Annotated in this window: 16 protein-coding genes; 7 read left to right on the top strand and 9 right to left on the bottom strand. The window is 72.6% G+C overall.

The window, feature by feature from the left end:
• Window positions 1-2: 2 nt before the first annotated feature.
• The gene (locus tag ACR68M_RS24315; protein ID WP_441246225.1) at window positions 3-1,289 is read right to left on the bottom strand and encodes a deoxyguanosinetriphosphate triphosphohydrolase; all 1,287 of its coding nucleotides are present in this window, start codon (window positions 1,287-1,289) and stop codon (window positions 3-5) included.
• 204 nt (window positions 1,290-1,493) lie between these two features.
• On the opposite strand from ACR68M_RS24315, the gene ACR68M_RS24320 reads away from it, so the two are divergent.
• The 3 genes from ACR68M_RS24320 to ACR68M_RS24330 are packed head-to-tail and all read left to right on the top strand — an operon-like array spanning window position 1,494 to window position 4,363.
• Window positions 1,494-2,075 (top strand): helix-turn-helix domain-containing protein, encoded by a 582-nt coding sequence (locus ACR68M_RS24320; protein ID WP_441246226.1) that lies wholly within the window; start codon window positions 1,494-1,496, stop codon window positions 2,073-2,075.
• On the top strand, window positions 2,075-3,364 hold the full coding sequence (locus ACR68M_RS24325) for an MFS transporter (RefSeq protein ID WP_441246227.1): 1,290 nt from the start codon (window positions 2,075-2,077) through the stop codon (window positions 3,362-3,364). Before ACR68M_RS24320 ends, ACR68M_RS24325 begins: the two co-directional genes overlap by 1 nt.
• A 9-nt stretch (window positions 3,365-3,373) precedes the next feature.
• Window positions 3,374-4,363 (top strand): 1-aminocyclopropane-1-carboxylate deaminase/D-cysteine desulfhydrase, encoded by a 990-nt coding sequence (locus ACR68M_RS24330; RefSeq protein WP_441246228.1) that lies wholly within the window; start codon window positions 3,374-3,376, stop codon window positions 4,361-4,363.
• Here ACR68M_RS24330 and ACR68M_RS24335 read toward each other — a convergent pair.
• The gene (locus ACR68M_RS24335) at window positions 4,350-5,861 is read right to left on the bottom strand and encodes an LCP family protein (RefSeq protein ID WP_441246229.1); all 1,512 of its coding nucleotides are present in this window, start codon (window positions 5,859-5,861) and stop codon (window positions 4,350-4,352) included. The two genes, ACR68M_RS24330 and ACR68M_RS24335, sit on opposite strands and share 14 nt — an antisense overlap.
• 178 nt (window positions 5,862-6,039) lie before the next feature.
• On the bottom strand, window positions 6,040-6,510 hold the full coding sequence (locus tag ACR68M_RS24340) for a MarR family winged helix-turn-helix transcriptional regulator (protein WP_441246230.1): 471 nt from the start codon (window positions 6,508-6,510) through the stop codon (window positions 6,040-6,042).
• 108 nt (window positions 6,511-6,618) lie between these two features.
• On the opposite strand from ACR68M_RS24340, the gene ACR68M_RS24345 reads away from it, so the two are divergent.
• From ACR68M_RS24345 to ACR68M_RS24355, 3 genes are all read left to right on the top strand, one after another.
• Window positions 6,619-7,644 carry an NADP-dependent oxidoreductase gene (locus ACR68M_RS24345; RefSeq protein WP_441246231.1) on the top strand — a complete coding sequence of 342 codons (1,026 nt, stop codon included), beginning with the start codon at window positions 6,619-6,621 and terminating at the stop codon, window positions 7,642-7,644.
• A gap of 48 nt (window positions 7,645-7,692) precedes the next feature.
• On the top strand, window positions 7,693-8,121 hold the full coding sequence (locus ACR68M_RS24350; protein WP_441246232.1) for an organic hydroperoxide resistance protein: 429 nt from the start codon (window positions 7,693-7,695) through the stop codon (window positions 8,119-8,121).
• Between the two features lie 357 nt (window positions 8,122-8,478).
• The gene (locus ACR68M_RS24355) at window positions 8,479-8,973 is read left to right on the top strand and encodes a DUF3145 domain-containing protein (RefSeq protein WP_441246233.1); all 495 of its coding nucleotides are present in this window, start codon (window positions 8,479-8,481) and stop codon (window positions 8,971-8,973) included.
• 83 nt (window positions 8,974-9,056) lie between these two features.
• Here ACR68M_RS24355 and fabF read toward each other — a convergent pair whose 3' ends face one another.
• From fabF to ACR68M_RS24380, 5 genes are all read right to left on the bottom strand, one after another.
• Window positions 9,057-10,322 (bottom strand): beta-ketoacyl-ACP synthase II, encoded by a 1,266-nt coding sequence (gene fabF, locus ACR68M_RS24360; RefSeq protein WP_441246234.1) that lies wholly within the window; start codon window positions 10,320-10,322, stop codon window positions 9,057-9,059.
• A gap of 122 nt (window positions 10,323-10,444) precedes the next feature.
• Complete coding sequence (locus ACR68M_RS24365) at window positions 10,445-10,693, bottom strand: acyl carrier protein (protein ID WP_441246235.1); 249 nt, start codon at window positions 10,691-10,693, stop codon at window positions 10,445-10,447.
• 110 nt (window positions 10,694-10,803) lie between these two features.
• Window positions 10,804-11,829: a beta-ketoacyl-ACP synthase III gene (locus ACR68M_RS24370; RefSeq protein WP_441251704.1), complete on the bottom strand. Its 1,026-nt coding sequence runs from the start codon at window positions 11,827-11,829 to the stop codon at window positions 10,804-10,806.
• Between the two features lie 23 nt (window positions 11,830-11,852).
• A complete protein-coding gene (locus tag ACR68M_RS24375) occupies window positions 11,853-12,806 on the bottom strand; it encodes an ACP S-malonyltransferase (RefSeq protein ID WP_441246236.1) in 954 nt (317 codons plus the stop codon).
• 90 nt (window positions 12,807-12,896) lie between these two features.
• A complete protein-coding gene (locus ACR68M_RS24380; protein WP_441251705.1) occupies window positions 12,897-14,051 on the bottom strand; it encodes a PucR family transcriptional regulator in 1,155 nt (384 codons plus the stop codon).
• A 279-nt stretch (window positions 14,052-14,330) separates the two neighbouring features.
• Between ACR68M_RS24380 and ACR68M_RS24385 the strand changes: the two genes are divergently transcribed.
• On the top strand, window positions 14,331-15,107 hold the full coding sequence (locus ACR68M_RS24385; RefSeq protein WP_441246237.1) for a pirin family protein: 777 nt from the start codon (window positions 14,331-14,333) through the stop codon (window positions 15,105-15,107).
• A 26-nt stretch (window positions 15,108-15,133) separates the two neighbouring features.
• On the opposite strand, the gene ACR68M_RS24390 is transcribed toward ACR68M_RS24385, so the two are convergent.
• A complete protein-coding gene (locus ACR68M_RS24390; RefSeq protein ID WP_441246238.1) occupies window positions 15,134-15,961 on the bottom strand; it encodes a serine hydrolase domain-containing protein in 828 nt (275 codons plus the stop codon).
• Between the last annotated feature and the right edge of the window lie 7 nt (window positions 15,962-15,968).

The following is a 15,968-nucleotide window of genomic DNA, read 5'->3' on the forward strand; positions in this document are numbered from 1 at the left end:
GGCTAGGTCAGCAGGCGGGCGTGCAGGGCCAGGGCGGAGGCGTCGGTGAGGGTGGCGATCTGGTCGATCACCGCGCGCAGTGCCGCGCGGTCGTCGTCGGCCTCCAGGTAGAGGGCGGCGAAGACGGGGTCGAGGCCGTGCGGGGCGCTGCGGGTCAGGACGTCGGCGAGCTCGGCGATCACGACGCGCTGGCGGGCCCGCAGCTGGGCCTGCTCGTCGCGCTGCATGACGTACCGGACGGCGACGGCCTTGAGGACGGCGCACTCGACCCGGACGGCGGGCGGCACGACCAGCTCGGCGGCGTACCGGGTGAGCGGCCCGGGGCCGTAGCGGGCCCGGGTGGCCTGTTCGGCGGCCAGGCAGAAGCGGCCGATCAGCTGGCTGGTGAGGTCCTTGAGCGAGGCGCGGGCGCGGGCCGAGCCGTCGTACGAGCGGGGCCACCACTCCTCGCGGTGCAGGCGGTCGAGCGCCTCGCCGAACTCCTCGGCCCCGGCCTCGGGGGCGTACCGCTCGGCGATCTTGAAGAGCTCGGCGCGCTCCTCGGCGGAGCGCAGTGCGGCCGGGTCGATGTGGCCCGCCTGGAGGCCGTCCTCGACGTCGTGGGTGGAGTAGGCGACGTCGTCGGACCAGTCCATGACGGTCGCCTCGAAGCACTTGCGGTTGGCCGGTGAGCCCTTGCGCAGCCAGCGGAAGACCGGCAGGTCGTCGGCGTAGACGCCGTACTTGGTGGACGCCGGGTCGGTGGGGTGGGCGCCCCGGGCCCACGGGTACTTCGTCGCGGCGTCGAGCGCGGCGCGGCTCAGGTTGAGGCCGACGCTGTGGCCGGGCCAGGGCGCGAGCCGGGCGGGGGCCTCGTCGAGCGGGGCGAAGCGCTTCGGCTCCAGGCGGGTGAGGATGCGCAGCGACTGCGCGTTGCCCTCGAAGCCGCCGCAGGCCTCGGCGGCCTGGTCGAGCGCCTCCTCGCCGGTGTGGCCGAACGGCGGATGGCCGATGTCGTGGGCCAGGCAGCCCGTCTCGACCAGATCCGGGTCGCAGCCGAGGGCCGCCCCGAGCTCCCGCCCGACCTGCGCGCACTCCAGCGAGTGCGTCAGCCGGGTGCGCGGGAAGTCGCTCAGCATCGGCGCGACGACCTGGGTGATCCCCGCGAGCCGGCGCAGCGCGGCGGAGTGCAGCACGCGGGCGCGGTCGCGCTCGAAGGCCGTCCGCCCCGGGCGCTTGTCCGGTTCTGGCACCCAGCGGGCCTCGGCGGAGGGGTCGTAGGGGGTTGATCGGTGCGCGGTGTCATCCATATGCAAATCACCGTACGCCGCACCGCCGACATTGCACCGGCGCGATCGGTATGACGGCGCGTCGGTTGCGGCAGGGCCTCGTGCGCCGCCGGTGACGGTCCATCGGACGACGTGCCTCCCGATGACCCGTCTCCGGGACAGTGCAGAGATTCCTTTGCAGAGAACTCTATGCAGAGACTTCTCTGCATCTGTAGATTCGCCGGTATGACCGCTCCCGATCCCCGCACCGGCCGTCGGCTCGACGCCCGCAGTCTGCGGGCCGTCGCCCACCCGTTGCGCGTGCGCATCCTCGAGGTCCTCGCCGACGGCACCTCCGCCACCTCCGCGCGGCTGGCCGAGCAGCTGGGGGAGAGCACCGGCACGGTCAGCTGGCACCTGCGCCTGCTCGCCGAGCACGGCTTCATCGAGGAGGAGGTCGGGCGCGGCACCAAGCGTGAGCGCTGGTGGCGCAGGACGGCCGTCCAGACGGTGCTCAACACCACCGACTTCGCCGATGACCCGGCGGCGCGCGGCGCGGTCTCCGTCTACCTTCAGGAGCTGCTCCGGCTCCAGCACCAGCGGGTCGCCGACTCGATCGCCGCCGAGTGGGAGGGCGACTGGCGCGGTATGTGCTCGATCACCGACTGGAACGACCTGCGGATGACCCCTGCCCAGCTGCGCGCTCTGAACGACGAGCTGCTCGCCGTCGTCGCCCGCCATGTGCCGGGCCCGGGGGCCGTTGCAGAGCCCGACGCCCGGCCGGTCATCGTGCAGATCCGGGCCATGCCCAGGGCCGGAGGCGCGTGATGAGTGAGGCGCTGCTCAAGGGGCTGCTGCGGCGGCACCGCGACTTCCGACTGCTGTGGTCCGGCGAGACGGCGAACGGGTTCGGCACCGCCGTCACCCGGATGGCGATGCCGCTGATCGCCGTCACCGCGCTGAACGCGTCCACGTTCCAGGTCAGCCTGTTGGCAGCCGTCGGGTGGCTGCCGTGGCTGCTGATCGGGCTGCCGGTGGGCGTCTGGGTGGACCGGCTGCGGAGTCGGCCGATCATGCAGACGGCCTCCGCCGTCTCGCTGGTGCTCTTCGCAACGGTGCCCGTCGCCGCCTGGCTGGGCCTGCTGACAATGGCGCAGCTGGTGCTCGTGGCGCTCGGCACCGGCGCCGCCTCGGTCTTCTTCCAGACCGCCTGCACCGCCTATCTCCCGGCCCTGCTCGGGCCCGCGGACCGCGCCGAGGGCAATGCCAAGCTGCACGGCAGTGCCTCCGCCGCGCAGATCGTGGGGCTCGGCGGCGGCGGACTGCTCACCCAGCTCGCCGGGCCGGCCAACGGGCTGTTCGCCAACACGGTGACCTTCCTGGTCTCGCTCTGCTGCACCGGCCGCATCGAACACCGCGAACCGGCTCCCGCCCGAGGTGGGCGGCGGGCGATCGGCCGGGAGATCGCCGAGGGGCTGCGGCTGGTCGCCGGGGATGTCTGGTTCCGCACGCTCACGGTCTTCGGGGCGGTCTCGAACCTCGCACTGACGGGGTACCAGTCGATCCTGGTGGTCTTCCTGGTCCGCGAGGTGGGCGTGACACCCGGCCTGGTGGGCGTCCTGGTCGCGCTGGCCTCGACCGGGGGGATCGTCGGCGCCGCCGTCGCCCGGCGGGTGGCCGCCCGGACGGGCACGGCGCGGGCGATGCTGCTCTTCGAACTCGGGCTGCCGCTGCTGGCGCTGCTCATCCCGCTCACCTCCGGCGGGGCCGGACTGCTGCTGTACGTCGTCGGCAGCTTCGGGGTGACGGCCGGGGTCGTGGCCGGAAATGTCATCAAGTCGACTTTCCAGCAGCGCTACTGCCCGCCGGAGCTGCTCGGGCGGCTCAGTGCGAGCTGCGCCGTGCTCAACTACGGGAGCATCCCGGTCGGTGCGCTGACCGGTGGCCTGCTCGCCACCGCGCTGGGGATCCGGACGGCGATGTGGATCACGACGGCCGGTGTGCCGCTGGCGGCGCTGATCCTCTGGGGGTCGCCGCTGCGCAGGCTCCGCGACCTGCCCGAGGGGACGGCGGCCCGGCCCACGACGGTGCGGGAGCCGGTGCCGGTCGCTGGGTAGCCTGGGCGGATGCTCCTGCCCGCTGCGCTGCCGACCCCGCTGACCGTGCTCGTGGACGAGCGGTTGGCGCGGTTGGGGGTCGAGCTGCGGTTGAAGCGGGACGACCTGGCGCACCCGACGGTGCCGGGGAACAAGTGGCGCAAGCTCGCCCCGAACCTCGCGCAGGCGGTGGCCCAGGGGCGTACGGGGCTGTTGACCTTCGGCGGGGCGTACTCGACCCACGTGCGGGCGACGGCTGCGGCCGCTGCCGAGCTGGGGTTGGCCAGCATCGGGGTGATCCGGGGCGACGAGCTGGCCGGGCGGCCCCGGAACTGGTCGCTGCGGGCGGCCGAGGCGGCGGGGATGGAGCTGCGGTTCGTCTCCCGGGCCAGGTACCGCGGCCTGGTGAACGGCACGGCGGAGGGCCCGGAGGACGGCACGGAGGACGGCACGGACGCCGCCGAGGAGTGTCCGGAGCGGCGGGACGGGCGGTGGCTGGTGCTGCCGGAGGGCGGCTCCAATGCGGCAGCCGTACACGGCGCTGCCGCCGTCCCGGCCGAGATCCCCGGCCTCGGGGAGCGGGACGTGCTCTGCTGCCCGGTCGGCACCGGCGGCACGCTGGCGGGCATCGCGGCGGGCCTGCCGCCGGGAGCACGGGCGCTCGGGGTGGCCGTCCTGCGGGGTGAGGGCTACCTGGAGCGCGAGGTCGCCGGGCTCCACCAGGCGGCGTACGGACGGCAGTTCGCGAACTGGCGGATCGACCACGGCCACCACGGCGGCGGCTACGGCCGGGTGTCGCCCGAACTGACCGCGTTCGCGGCGGAGTTCGAGCGCGCGCACGGCCTGGCGCCGGAGCTGCGGTACGTCGCCAAGACGCTGCTGGCCGTCCACGAGCTGGCCGCCGCAGGGGAGTTCGCGCCGGGGACGCGGCTGACGGTGGTGGTCACGGGGCTGCCGGACCCGGACCCGGACCCGGACCCGGACCCGGACCAGCAGCCGGTGCCGGTCAGCCGAAGCTGAGGTCGGAGCAGAGGTCGGTGTCGGCGGTACGGGTGTTCTGCGCGATCCCGGTCGGCATGGCGGTGGGGAGGGTGAGGGCGCTCGGGGCGTCGGTGGGGGCGGTGCCGTCGGGGGCGTAGTCGCGGCCGAGGGTGACGGTGATCGAGTCGGCGTCCGGGTCGGCCCGGAGTTCGGCGCCGGGGAAGGACTGGGCGAGCTGCTGCGCGGCGGCCTGGTGCGCGGTCGGGTAGCTGATCAGGGTGGTGCGGCGGACGGCGGTGTCGGCGCCGAGGGTGATGTCCTGGTAGCCCTTGGCCTTGAGGGCGTCGGCGGCGTGCTTGGCGAGACCGCCGACCCGGGTGCCGTTCAGGACGACCAGCGGGGTGCTGTCGGTGACGGGCGCCGCCGCCGGGGTGGCCGGGACGACCGGCGCCGGCCCGGCCTGGCCGGTCAGGTGGCCGTCGAGGGTGCGGTCCTCGCGCAGCAGCTGCCAGAGCACCTCGGCGTCCGGGTGGACGAGTGCCACCCGCTCGCCCTGGTACTGCCAGGGCACGGTGACGAAGCTGATGTCGCCCAGCTTGATGTCGCGCAGCGACTGCGCGAAGTCGGCGAGCTTGAGCGCGGTGCCGAGGCCCGGGTCGACGGTGAGCGACTTCGTCGCGGCGTCGGCGAGCGGGAGCAGCGTGGTGAGGTCGAAGCCCTGGCCCTGCACCTTCTTGATCAGCGAGGAGAGGAAGGCCTGCTGCCGCTTGACCCGGCCGATGTCCGAGCCGTCGCCGAAGCCGTGCCGCGCCCGGACGTAGTCCAGGGCCTGCTGGCCGGAGACGGTCTGACGGCCCTTGGTGAGCTTGATCCCGAACGAGTCGACGTCGTTCGGCACGCAGACGTCGACGCCGTGCACGGCGTCCGTCATCGCGGCGAAGCCCTTGAAGTCGACCACGACGGTGTGGTCGACCCGCAGGCCGGTGAGCGCCTCGACGGTGTTCTGGGTGCAGGCCGGGTTGCCCTGCGGGTACTCGCCGACACTGAACGCCGAGTTGAACATCTGCCCGGTCCGCGGGGTGGTCCACTGCCCGCTCGGCAGCTTGCAGGCCGGGATGGTGACCAGGGTGTCGCGCGGGATGGAGACCGCGACCGCGTGCTTGTGGTCTCCGTAGACGTGCAGCAGGAGCGCGGTGTCGGAGTTGCCGACCCCGGCCGCGCCGCCGCCGAGGCTGTCGTTGCCGCCGAGGCGGCTGTCCGAGCCGAGCAGCAGGACGTTGACGGGTCGGCCGCCGCCGGAGACCGGGACGGCGGCCGGGGGCCGGCTGGTCGCGATGCCCTCGGGGGAGAAGGTGGTGATGTTGCCGTCGAGGCGCTGGTAGAACCAGGCGCCGACGCCGACGGTGGCGAGCACCAGCACGGCGGCCGTCGCTCCCGCCGCCCGAGCGATCCGGGCTCGGGGCGAGGTGGAGCCGCCCTTACCTGGGCTGCCCTTGCGGGGGCTGCCCTTGGCGGGCCGGGTCTTGGCGTCGGTCATCGTCAGCGCTCTCTGTACGGCCGCTCGGAAAAAACCGGCCGGCTGGTGCGGGGTCTCACCAGATAGACGGCTCGGCAGGGCCTACGGTTACACGCGAGTTCGATTCAATGGGAATGTGCGTACGAATTCGCCCGCTATGGGCGGAGATGCCGCGCCGACGCGAATTGTCAGACGGGCCCTAGAGCTCGGGCCCGGCGCCTTCGAGCATCCGGCGCAGCAGGTCGCGCAGGACGAGCCGTTCGTCGGCGTCGAGGGCGGCCAGCGGCTCGCGGGCGAAGTTGAGGGATTCGCGGAGTTCCTCGGTGGCCTGCTGGCCGGCCTCGGTGGCTGCGACGAGCTTGACCCGGCGGTCCTGCGGGTCGGCCTGCCGGGTGACGAAGTCGCGGGCTTCGAGCCGGTCGACGATGCCGGTGATGTTGGACGGCTCGCAGCTCAGGGTCTGGGCGATGTGGCGCATCGGCATCGGGCCGCGCCGCAGCAGCGCGAGCACCTTGGCCTGGGCGCCGGTGAGCGAGCGGGCGGCGGCTGCCTCCTCGTACTCGCGGTGGAAGAGCGCGACCAGGCCCGCCATGAGGTCCACGACCTCGCGGGTGATCGCGTCGGCGGGGGGCTGGGCGGCCTGGGACGGCTTGTTCTCCATGGCTCCCATCGTAGCTGAACATTTGACAAGGTGAACCTTTCACCTCACGATTGCTTCATTGGGTCAACCTTTCAGGTTGTCCGGTACTACCGGGGAGCACCCCGAGGGAGCGCAACGATGTCTGAGCACGCAACGCCCACCGTCGGCCGTGAGTGGCAGCTGACCAGCCGCCCGTCCGGCTGGCCCACGCCGGAGAACTTCGCCCTGGTCGAGGCCCCCGTCCGGCAGCCCGGCCCGGGGGAGATCCTGGTCCGCAACGCCTACCTGTCGGTGGACCCGTACATGCGCGGTCGGATGAACGACGTGAAGTCGTACGTGCCGCCCTTCCAGCTCGGCAAGGCGATGGACGGCGGCGCCGTCGGTTACGTCGTCGCCTCCGAGGCCGAGGGCTTCCAGGTCGGGGACGCCGTGCTGCACGGGCTCGGCTGGCGCGAGTACGCCACCCTCGGCGCCGCGCACGCCGTCAAGGTCGATCCGGAGCTCGCGCCGCTCTCCTACTACCTGGGCGCGCTCGGCATGCCGGGCCTGACCGCCTACGCCGGCCTGCTGGAGGTCGCCGCCTTCAAGGAGGGCGACACCGTCTTCGTCTCCGGCGCCGCCGGTGCCGTGGGCTCGCTGGTCGGCCAGATCGCCCGGCTCAAGGGTGCCGCCCGGGTGATCGGCTCGGCGGGCTCCGCCGAGAAGGTCGCCAAGCTGGTCGACGGCTACGGCTTCGACGCCGCCTTCAACTACAAGGACGGCCCCGTCCGCGAGCAGCTGGAGAAGGCGGCCCCCGAGGGCATCGACGTCTACTTCGACAACGTCGGCGGTGACCACCTCGAAGCGGCGATCAGCACCCTGAACGCCCACGGCCGGGTCACGCTCTGCGGCGCCATCGCCCAGTACAACGACACCACGGCCCCCGTCGGGCCGCGCAACCTCGCGATGGCGATCGGCAAGCGGCTCCAGCTGCGCGGCATGCTCGTCAACGACCACACCGAGCTGCAGCCGCAGTTCGTCGCCGAGGTCGGCGGCTGGCTGCGCGACGGCAAGCTGACCTACGACGAGACCGTGGTCGACGGCGTGGAGCACACCGCCGAGGCCTTCATCGGCCTGCTGCGCGGCGACAACACCGGCAAGATGGTCGTCCGGCTCGCCTCCTGACGCTCCGTCCGCTCTCCCCGTCCCTCACTGCACCAAGGAGTACCACTCATGTCGGGTAAGCCCACCAAGATCGCCTACACCGCCATAGCCACCGCTGAGGGCGGTCGTGACGGCCGCGTCGCCTCCTCCGACGGCCTGCTGGACATCACAGTCCGCCCGCCGAAGGAGCTCGGCGGCAGCGGCGAGGGCACCAACCCCGAGCAGCTGTTCGCGGCCGGGTACGCGGCCTGCTTCCAGAGCGCGCTGTTCGTGGTCGCCCGCCGCGCCAAGGCGGACGTCACCGGCGCCGAGGTCACCGCGAAGGTCGGCATCGGCCCGAACGCGGCTGGCGGCTACGGCCTCGCCGTGGACCTCGCCGTGAAGCTGCCCGCCCTGGAGGCGGCCCTCGCGCAGGAGCTCGTGGAGCTGGCCCACCAGGTGTGCCCGTACTCCAACGCCACCCGCGGCAACATCGACGTGGCGCTCAGCCTGGTCTGACCCGCGCCCTGAGTCGCCGCTCGGACCGACGCCCCTGCAGCCCCCGCTGCAGGGGCGTCCCGGCTTTTCGGACGGAGCGTCAGACGTGGCCGGGGGCTTGGCGCTACGGTGGTGGCTGCCCGGATGGGGCCGTTCGGGGGAGAGATCCGAACGAAGGCTGGACCACGCCCGGTATCCGACTAGCATGGTGCGAAAGGTTGTCCGTTTTGCTCAACTTGATGACCTAATGTCGAATAAGTTGAGTCCCATGGGGGCACTAGGTAGTCAGACAGCAGACGGTCGGCAGTCAGGGCCAGAACGGCGACGGGTACGAGGCAGCTGGGGAAGGCGACCCTCGTCCACTGCCTGGAGGTCCCGGTGACGACACGTGGTGTGCTCTACATCCACTCCGCGCCCCGCGCGCTGTGCCCGCACGTCGAGTGGGCGGTCGCGGGGGTGCTCGGTGTGCGAGTCAGCCTCGACTGGATCCGCCAACCGGCCGCGGCCGGCCACTGGCGGGCCGAGCTCTCCTGGCAGGGCGAGCCCGGCACGGCCTCGAAGCTGGCCTCCGCGCTGCGCGGTTGGCAGCTCATCCGCTACGAGGTGACCAGCGAGCCCTGCGCGACCGCCGAGGGCGAGCGCTACAGCAGCACGCCCTCGCTCGGCATCTTCCACGCCGTCACCGGCCTGCACGGGGACATCCTGATCCCCGAGGACAGGCTGCGGGCCGTCCTGCTGCGGGCCCAGAGCGAAGGGACGGACCTGGAGGCGGAGTTGGCGCGGCTGCTCGGGAAGCCCTGGGACGACGAGCTCGAACCGTTCCGGTACGCGGGCGAGGGGGCTCCCGTCCGGTGGCTCCACCAGGTGGTCTGAGGTGGCGGTCTGAGGGAACGGAACAGGGGCGCGGGGCACCGAGTGCCCCGCGCCCCTGCTGTGCTCGGCCGACTGCGTGAGCGTCAGACGCTGCGGAAGGCCAGGACGACGTTGTGGCCGCCGAAGCCGAAGGAGTTGTTCAGCGCGGCGATCGGGCCCTCGGGGAGGGTACGCGGCTTGTCGCGCACGACGTCGGCGTCGACCTCGGGGTCCAGGTTGTCGAGGTTGATGGTCGGCGGTGCGGTGCGGTGGTGCAGGGCGAGGACGGTGGCGACCGTCTCGATGCCGCCGGCGCCGCCGAGCAGGTGACCGGTCATCGACTTGGTGGCCGAGATCGCGATGTGGTCGAGGTGCTCGCCCAGCTCCTTGCGGAGGGCCTTCAGCTCGGCGACGTCGCCCTGCGGGGTCGAGGTGGCGTGCGCGTTGACGTGCACGATCTCGGCCTTGTCCAGGTCGTTGCGGGCGAAGAGGTCGGCGATCGCGCGGGCCACGCCGGAGCCGGTGGGCTCGGGCTGGGCGATGTGGTGGGCGTCCGAGGAGAGGCCCTGGCCGACGGCCTCGCAGTAGACGCGGGCGCCACGGGCGGCGGCGTGCGCGGCCGACTCCAGCACGACCACGCCGGCACCCTCGCCGAGCACGAAGCCGTCCCGGCCGGTGTCGTACGGGCGCGACGCGCGCTCGGGCTCGTCGTTGTTCTTGGACATCGCCATCATGTTGGCGAAGGCGACGATCGGCAGCGGGTGGATCGCGGCCTCGGTGCCACCGGCGACCACGACGTCGGCGCGGCCGGTGCGGATCATCTCGATCGCGTAGCCGATCGCCTCGGCGCCGGAGGCGCAGGCGGAGACGGGGGTGTGCACACCCGCGCGGGCGCCGACCTCCAGGCCGACGTTGGCCGCCGGGGAGTTGGGCATCAGCATCGGGACGGTGTGCGGGGAGACCTTGCGGACGCCCTTCTCCTTCAGTACGTCGTACTGGTCGAGCAGCGTCGTCACGCCGCCGATGCCGGAGGCGATCACGGCGCCCAGGCGCTCGGGGGCGAGCTTGGAGGACTCGTCGGTGGCGGGCGTCTCGAACCCGGCGTCGGCCCAGGCCTCGCGGGCGGCGATCAGCGCGAACTGCGCCGAGCGGTCCAGCTTGCGGGTCAGCGGACGCGGCAGGATCTCGCCCGGCTCCACGGCGACGCGCGCGGCGATCCGGACGGGCAGGTCTGCGGCCCACTCCTCGGTCAACTGGCCCACTCCGGAACGGCCGTCGAGCAGGCCCGCCCAGAACGAGGCGGCATCGCTGCCGAGCGGCGTGAAGGCGCCGATACCTGTGACGACCACGGTGCGGTTTTCAGCGGTCACTGGTTCTTCTTCTTTCACGTGGGGCTGGAGTGGTGGCGCAGAGGCCGAGGGGAGGGGGAGGGGTGGCCGGCCGGGGTGCGAACACCCCGGCCGACCGGCCGGTCAGTGGTACACCGACCGGATCAGGCCTCGTGGTTGGCGAGGATGTAGTCCACGGCGTCGCCGACGGTCTTCAGGTTCTTGACCTCGTCGTCCGGGATCTTCACGTCGAAGCGCTCCTCGGCGGCCACGACGACCTCGACCATGGAGAGCGAGTCGACGTCAAGGTCGTCGGTGAAGGACTTGTCGAGCTCGACGTCCTCGGCCGGGATGCCGGCGATCTCGTTGACGATCTCAGCAAGACCGGCCAGGACCTCGTCCTTGGTAGCCATATCGGCTGCTCCTCTTCACTGTGGGTCGACCGCTGCCCGGCGGGCAGTCGGCAGTTCGGGTGCCGTGTGTCCGCAGGTGCGGGACACGGCGGTCAATCAGGCGGTGACGCCTAGGGGAGAGTAACGACTGTCGCGGCGTACACGAGACCCGCCCCGAAACCGATGATCAGCGCGAGGTCTCCGCTCCGCGCTTCGCCGCTCTCCAGCATGCGTTCCATCGCCAGCGGGATGGAGGCCGCGGAGGTGTTGCCGGTCTCGGTGATGTCGCGGGCGACGGGCACCGAATCCGGCAGCTCCAGCTTCTTGATCATCGCATCGGTGATGCGCATGTTCGCCTGGTGGGGGATGAAGGCGCCGAGCTGGTCGGCGGTGATGCCGGCCGCGTCCAGCGCCTGCTGGGCGACCTTGGCCATCTCCCAGACGGCCCAGCGGAAGACCGCCTGGCCCTCCATCCGCAGCGCGGGCCACTTCTGCTCCTCGCCGGTGCCGTTGACGGCGTCCGGCTTGGCGAAGGCGGTGTCCCAGGCCTGGGTCTGCGAGATGACGTCCTTCTGCGAGCCGTCCGACCCCCAGATCACCTTGCCGATGCCGGGAGTGTCGGACGGGCCGACGATCGCGGCGCCGGCGCCGTCGCCGAAGATGAACGCCGTCGAGCGGTCCGACTGGTCGGTCAGGTCGCTCAGCCGCTCCACGCCGATCACCAGCACGTACTCGGCGCTGCCGCCGCGCACCATGCCGTCCGCCAGGCTCAGGCCGTAGCCGAAGCCCGCGCAGGCGGCCGAGATGTCGAAGGCCGGGGCGGTGCCGCAGCCGAGGCGCTGGGCGATGTCGGTGGCGATCGCCGGGGTCTGCTTGAGGTGCGAGACCGTCGCGACGATCACGCCGCCGATCTGCGCGGGGTCGATCCCGGCGTGCGCGATCGCCTTGCCGGCGGCCTGCACCGACATCTCGGCGACGGTCTCCTCCGGGCCGGCCCAGCGGCGCTCGGCGATGCCGCTCCGCGTCCTGATCCACTCGTCCGAGGAGTCGATCCACTCCAGCACCTCGGCGTTCGGGATCACCCGGACGGGGCGGTAACCGCCCACGCCGTGGATCCGCGAGTGGGCGGCGCCGCTGACGGGCTTGATCCGGGGCACGACGGAATCGCTTTCGGGTGTGCTCATGCGCTCTGCTCCTGACCGCCGTGGTTCGCGTGCTCCGCGACGAGCGCGCGGGCCTTGTCGAGTTCGGCGGGGGTCTTGAGGGCAAGCGTCGCCACGCCCTTGAGGTTGCGCTTGACCAGGTTGGTGAGAGTGCCGGCCGGAGCCAGCTCGATCACGGCGGTGGCACCGAGCTGCTGCAGCGTCTCCATGCACAGGTCCCACCGAACGGGGTTGGAGACCTGCGACACCAGGCGGCTCAGCACCTCGGCACCACTGCCGACGACCTCACCGTCCTTGTTCGAGACATACGCGACCTGCGGATCGGCAATACCGAGCGTCGGCGCCAGCTTGGCGAGCCGCTCGACACCCGGGGCCATGTGCGAGGTGTGGAACGCCCCGGCGACCTTCAGCGGCATCACCCGGGAGCCCTCCGGCGGGTCGGCCTTGAGCGCCGCCAGCTGCTCCAGCGTGCCGGCCGCGACGATCTGGCCGCCGCCGTTGTTGTTCGCGGCCGTCAGGCCGTGCTCGGCGAGCTTGGCCGCGACGGCCTCCGGGTCGCCGCCCAGCAGGGCGGTCATACCGGTCGCGGTGGTCGCGGCGGCCTCGGCCATCGCCAGGCTGCGCTCGCGGACGAAGACCAGTGCGTCCTTGGCGCTGAGCACCCCGGCCCCGGCGGCGGCGGTGATCTCACCGACGCTGTGACCGGCGACGGCGCCGACCAGGCGGCGCGCCTCGGCCTCGTCCGGGAAGAGCGCACGGGCGGTGAGCAGACCGGCGGCCACCAGCAGTGGCTGCGCGACGGCAGTGTCCTTGATCTCCTCCTCGGAGGCCTCGGTGCCGTAGTGGACGAGGTCGAGCCCGGCCACGTCGGACCACCGCCGCAGCCGGTCGGCAGCGCCGTCCAGCTCCAGCCAGGGGCGGAGGAATCCGGGGGTCTGGGCACCCTGTCCAGGGGCAACGATTACGAGCACGGTTCAACCCTCTCTCGCCAGGCACCCAGGGGCGGGTAGGCGACGGTAACGAAGAAAAGCACCTCGGATTGTGGAGTCTCTACAGACCGGTCAACCCTGTTCGACGCCGGCGCCAAGACGGCCCAGCGCAAGCGCGATGCGCAGAGTGAAGGCCGAACGCACGTCGGACGGAGCATAGCCCGTGACGTCAGTCACACGTCTCAGCCGGTAGCGCACGGTATTCGGGTGCACAAAGAGCATCCGGGCGGCGCCTTCGAGCGAGGACGCCTGCTCCAGGTAGACACTCAGCGTCTCCAGGAGTGCCGATCCGGCCTCGTCCAGCGGTGTGTAGATCTCCTCCACCAGCTGGCGCCGGGCGGCCTGGTCGCCCGCCAGCGCGCGTTCGGGCAGCAGGTCGTCCGCCAGCACCGGGCGGGGCGCGTCCGGCCAGGCGGCGCAGGCCTTGAGGCCGGCGGCGGCGGCGTGCGCCGAGCGGGTCGCGGAGAGCAGATCGCCCACCGTCGGGCCCACCACCACCGGGCCGGGCGCGAACTGCCCGATCAGCGCACGGGCGGCGTGCACCGGCTCCTTGTCGCCGCCCACGACGACGACCAGCCGCTTGCCCAACACGCCTGTCAGCACGTGGAGTTTGGCATACCTGGCGGCCCGTCGGATGGCCTCCACGACCAGCTCGCTGTCGCCGTCCGGGGCGCTGCCCATCACCACCCGGACCTGGCTCGGCTGGCCCCAGCCGAGCGCGGCGGCCCGGGAGAGCACGCCCTCGTCCGCGTCGCCGGAGAGCAGGCTGTTGACGACCAGCGCCTCCAACCGGGCGTCCCACGCGCCGCGGGCCTCCGCCGCCTGGGCGTAGACCTGGGCGGTCGCGAAGGCGATCTCCCGCGCGTAGACCAGCACCGACTCACGCATCCCGGCCTCGTCGCCGGGGGCGGCCACCTCCTCGATGGCCTCCTCCATCACCTCGATGGTGGTGCGGATCAGCTCGACGGTCTGGCGCAGCGTGATGGCCCGGGTCAGCTCGCGCGGCGCGGTGCCGAAGACGTCCGTGCTGATCGCCTGCGGCGCGTCGGGGTGGCGGTACCACTCGGTGAACGCCGCGATGCCCGCCTGGGCGACCAGGCCGATCCACGAGCGGTGCTCCGGCGGCATCCGCCGGTACCAGCCGAGCTGGTCGTCCATCCGCGAGATCGCGGCGGTCGCGAGCTTGCCCGAGGACTTCTCCAGCCGCTTGAGCGTGGCGGCGCGCAGCTCGGCCCGCTCGGTGGCGAGTCGGCGTTCCTGGGCGGTGAGGCGGCCACGGCGGGCCGGGCGGGGCGGGTCCTCCGGTTTCGGGGGTGTGGCCTCGGCGGGCGCGGCCTTCCTGGCGGCGCCCTTGTCGGCGACGGCCTTCTTGGCTGCGGTCTTCTTGTCGGAATTCGCTGAAGCGGCTGGCACAGGAACAAGACTGCCTCACCATGGAGGGTGCTCGTGCACACCCCCCACCGGAAGCACCCGGTGGTCCCCGTCACACCCGCTACCGTGGTCCCCGTGACCGACGTACCCGACCGGCCCAGGGCCGACCTCCGCCGCAGCGCCGAGCGCTACCGCTCGACCCCCGCCGAAGGCATCGAGACCAGGCACGCCTTCTCCTTCTCCGGGCACTACGACCCGAAGAACATCCACTTCGGCGCCCTGCTCGCCTGCAACGAGGAGACCCTCGCCCCCGGCGCGGGCTTCGACGAGCACAAGCACGGCGACACCGAGATCCTCACCTGGGTCGTCGAGGGCGCCCTCGCCCACCGCGACAGCGACGGCCACGCGGGCGTCGTCCGCCCCGGCATGGTCCAGCACCTCAGCGCGGGCTCCGGCGTCACGCACACCGAGCGCAACGCCGGCGGCTCGGCGGTGCCGGTGCGGTTCGTCCAGATGTGGCTCCAACCGGACACCTTCGACGCCGTCCCCTCGTACGGCCTGCGGCGGGTCACCCCCGAGCCGGACGGGCTGACCCTGCTCGCCTCGGGCCTGGCCCGGGACGCCGACTCGGACGCCCTCCGCCTGCGGCGCAGCGACGCGGCGCTGTACCTCGTCACGGCCGGGCCCTGGCAGCCGCTGCCCGTGCTGCCGGAGGCGCCGTACCGCTACCTGCACCTGACGGCGGGTTCGGTGGGCTTCCGCACCGTCCCCGGGCCGCAGGGGGGCGGCCGCTCCCTGTCGCCCGGCGACAGCGTCCGCGCCACCGGCCCCGCCTTCGTCGACCCGACGGCGGGGGAGGACGGGGCGGAGCTGCTGCTCTGGGAGATGCACAGCGGACTTGCGTACGGCTGACGGCCGCGCCCCTGTTGTGGTTGCTCTTACAGTTCGGCGAGCACGGCGTCGGTGAAGGCCGGCCAGGCTTCTGCGGACCAGGGGCCGAAGTCGCGGTCGGTGAGGGCGATGCAGGCGGCTCCGGCGGTGGGGTCGACCCAGAGGAAGGTGCCGGACTGGCCGAAGTGGCCGAAGGTCGCGGGGGAGCTGGTGGTGCCCGTCCAGTGCGGGGACTTGTCGCCGCGGATCTCGAAGCCGAGGCCCCAGTCGTTCGGGCGGCGGTGGCCGTAGCCGGGCAGGACGCCGCTGAGGCCGGGGTACGCGACCTCGCGGGTGGCGGCCTGGACGGTGGCGGGGTCGAGCAGGCGCGGGGCCTGGAGTTCGGCGGCGAAGCGGGCGAGGTCGGCGACGGTGGAGAGGCCGCCGGCGCCGGCCGGTGAGCGGTGGGCCGTGTTGATCAGGGTGGCCCGCATGCCGAGCGGGGTGAAGACCGCCTCCGCCGCGTAGTCCGCGAAGGAGATGCCCGAGGCCTTGGTGAGGGCGTCCGCCAGCACGTCGAACCCGGCGTTGGAGTAGAGCCGCCGGGTGCCGGGGGTGGCCATCGCACGGTGCTCGTCGAAGGCCAGCCCGGAGGTGTGGGCGAGCAGGTGGCGGACGGTCGAGCCCTCCGGCCCGGCCGGGTCGTCCAGCTCGAAGACGCCCTCCTCCACCGCGACCAGCACGGCGTACGAGGTGAGCAGCTTGGTCACCGACGCCAGCGGGAAGAGGTGGTCCTGCGGCCCGTGGGTGCCCAGCACCGCGCCGTCCGAAGCCCGTACCACCGCGGTCGCCGCGTTCGGTACCGGCCAGTTCTCGATCATCCGCAAGCTCTCCATGGCCGAA

It is taken from the genome of Kitasatospora sp. McL0602 (genome assembly GCF_052076145.1).
Taxonomy (GTDB): domain Bacteria; phylum Actinomycetota; class Actinomycetes; order Streptomycetales; family Streptomycetaceae; genus Kitasatospora.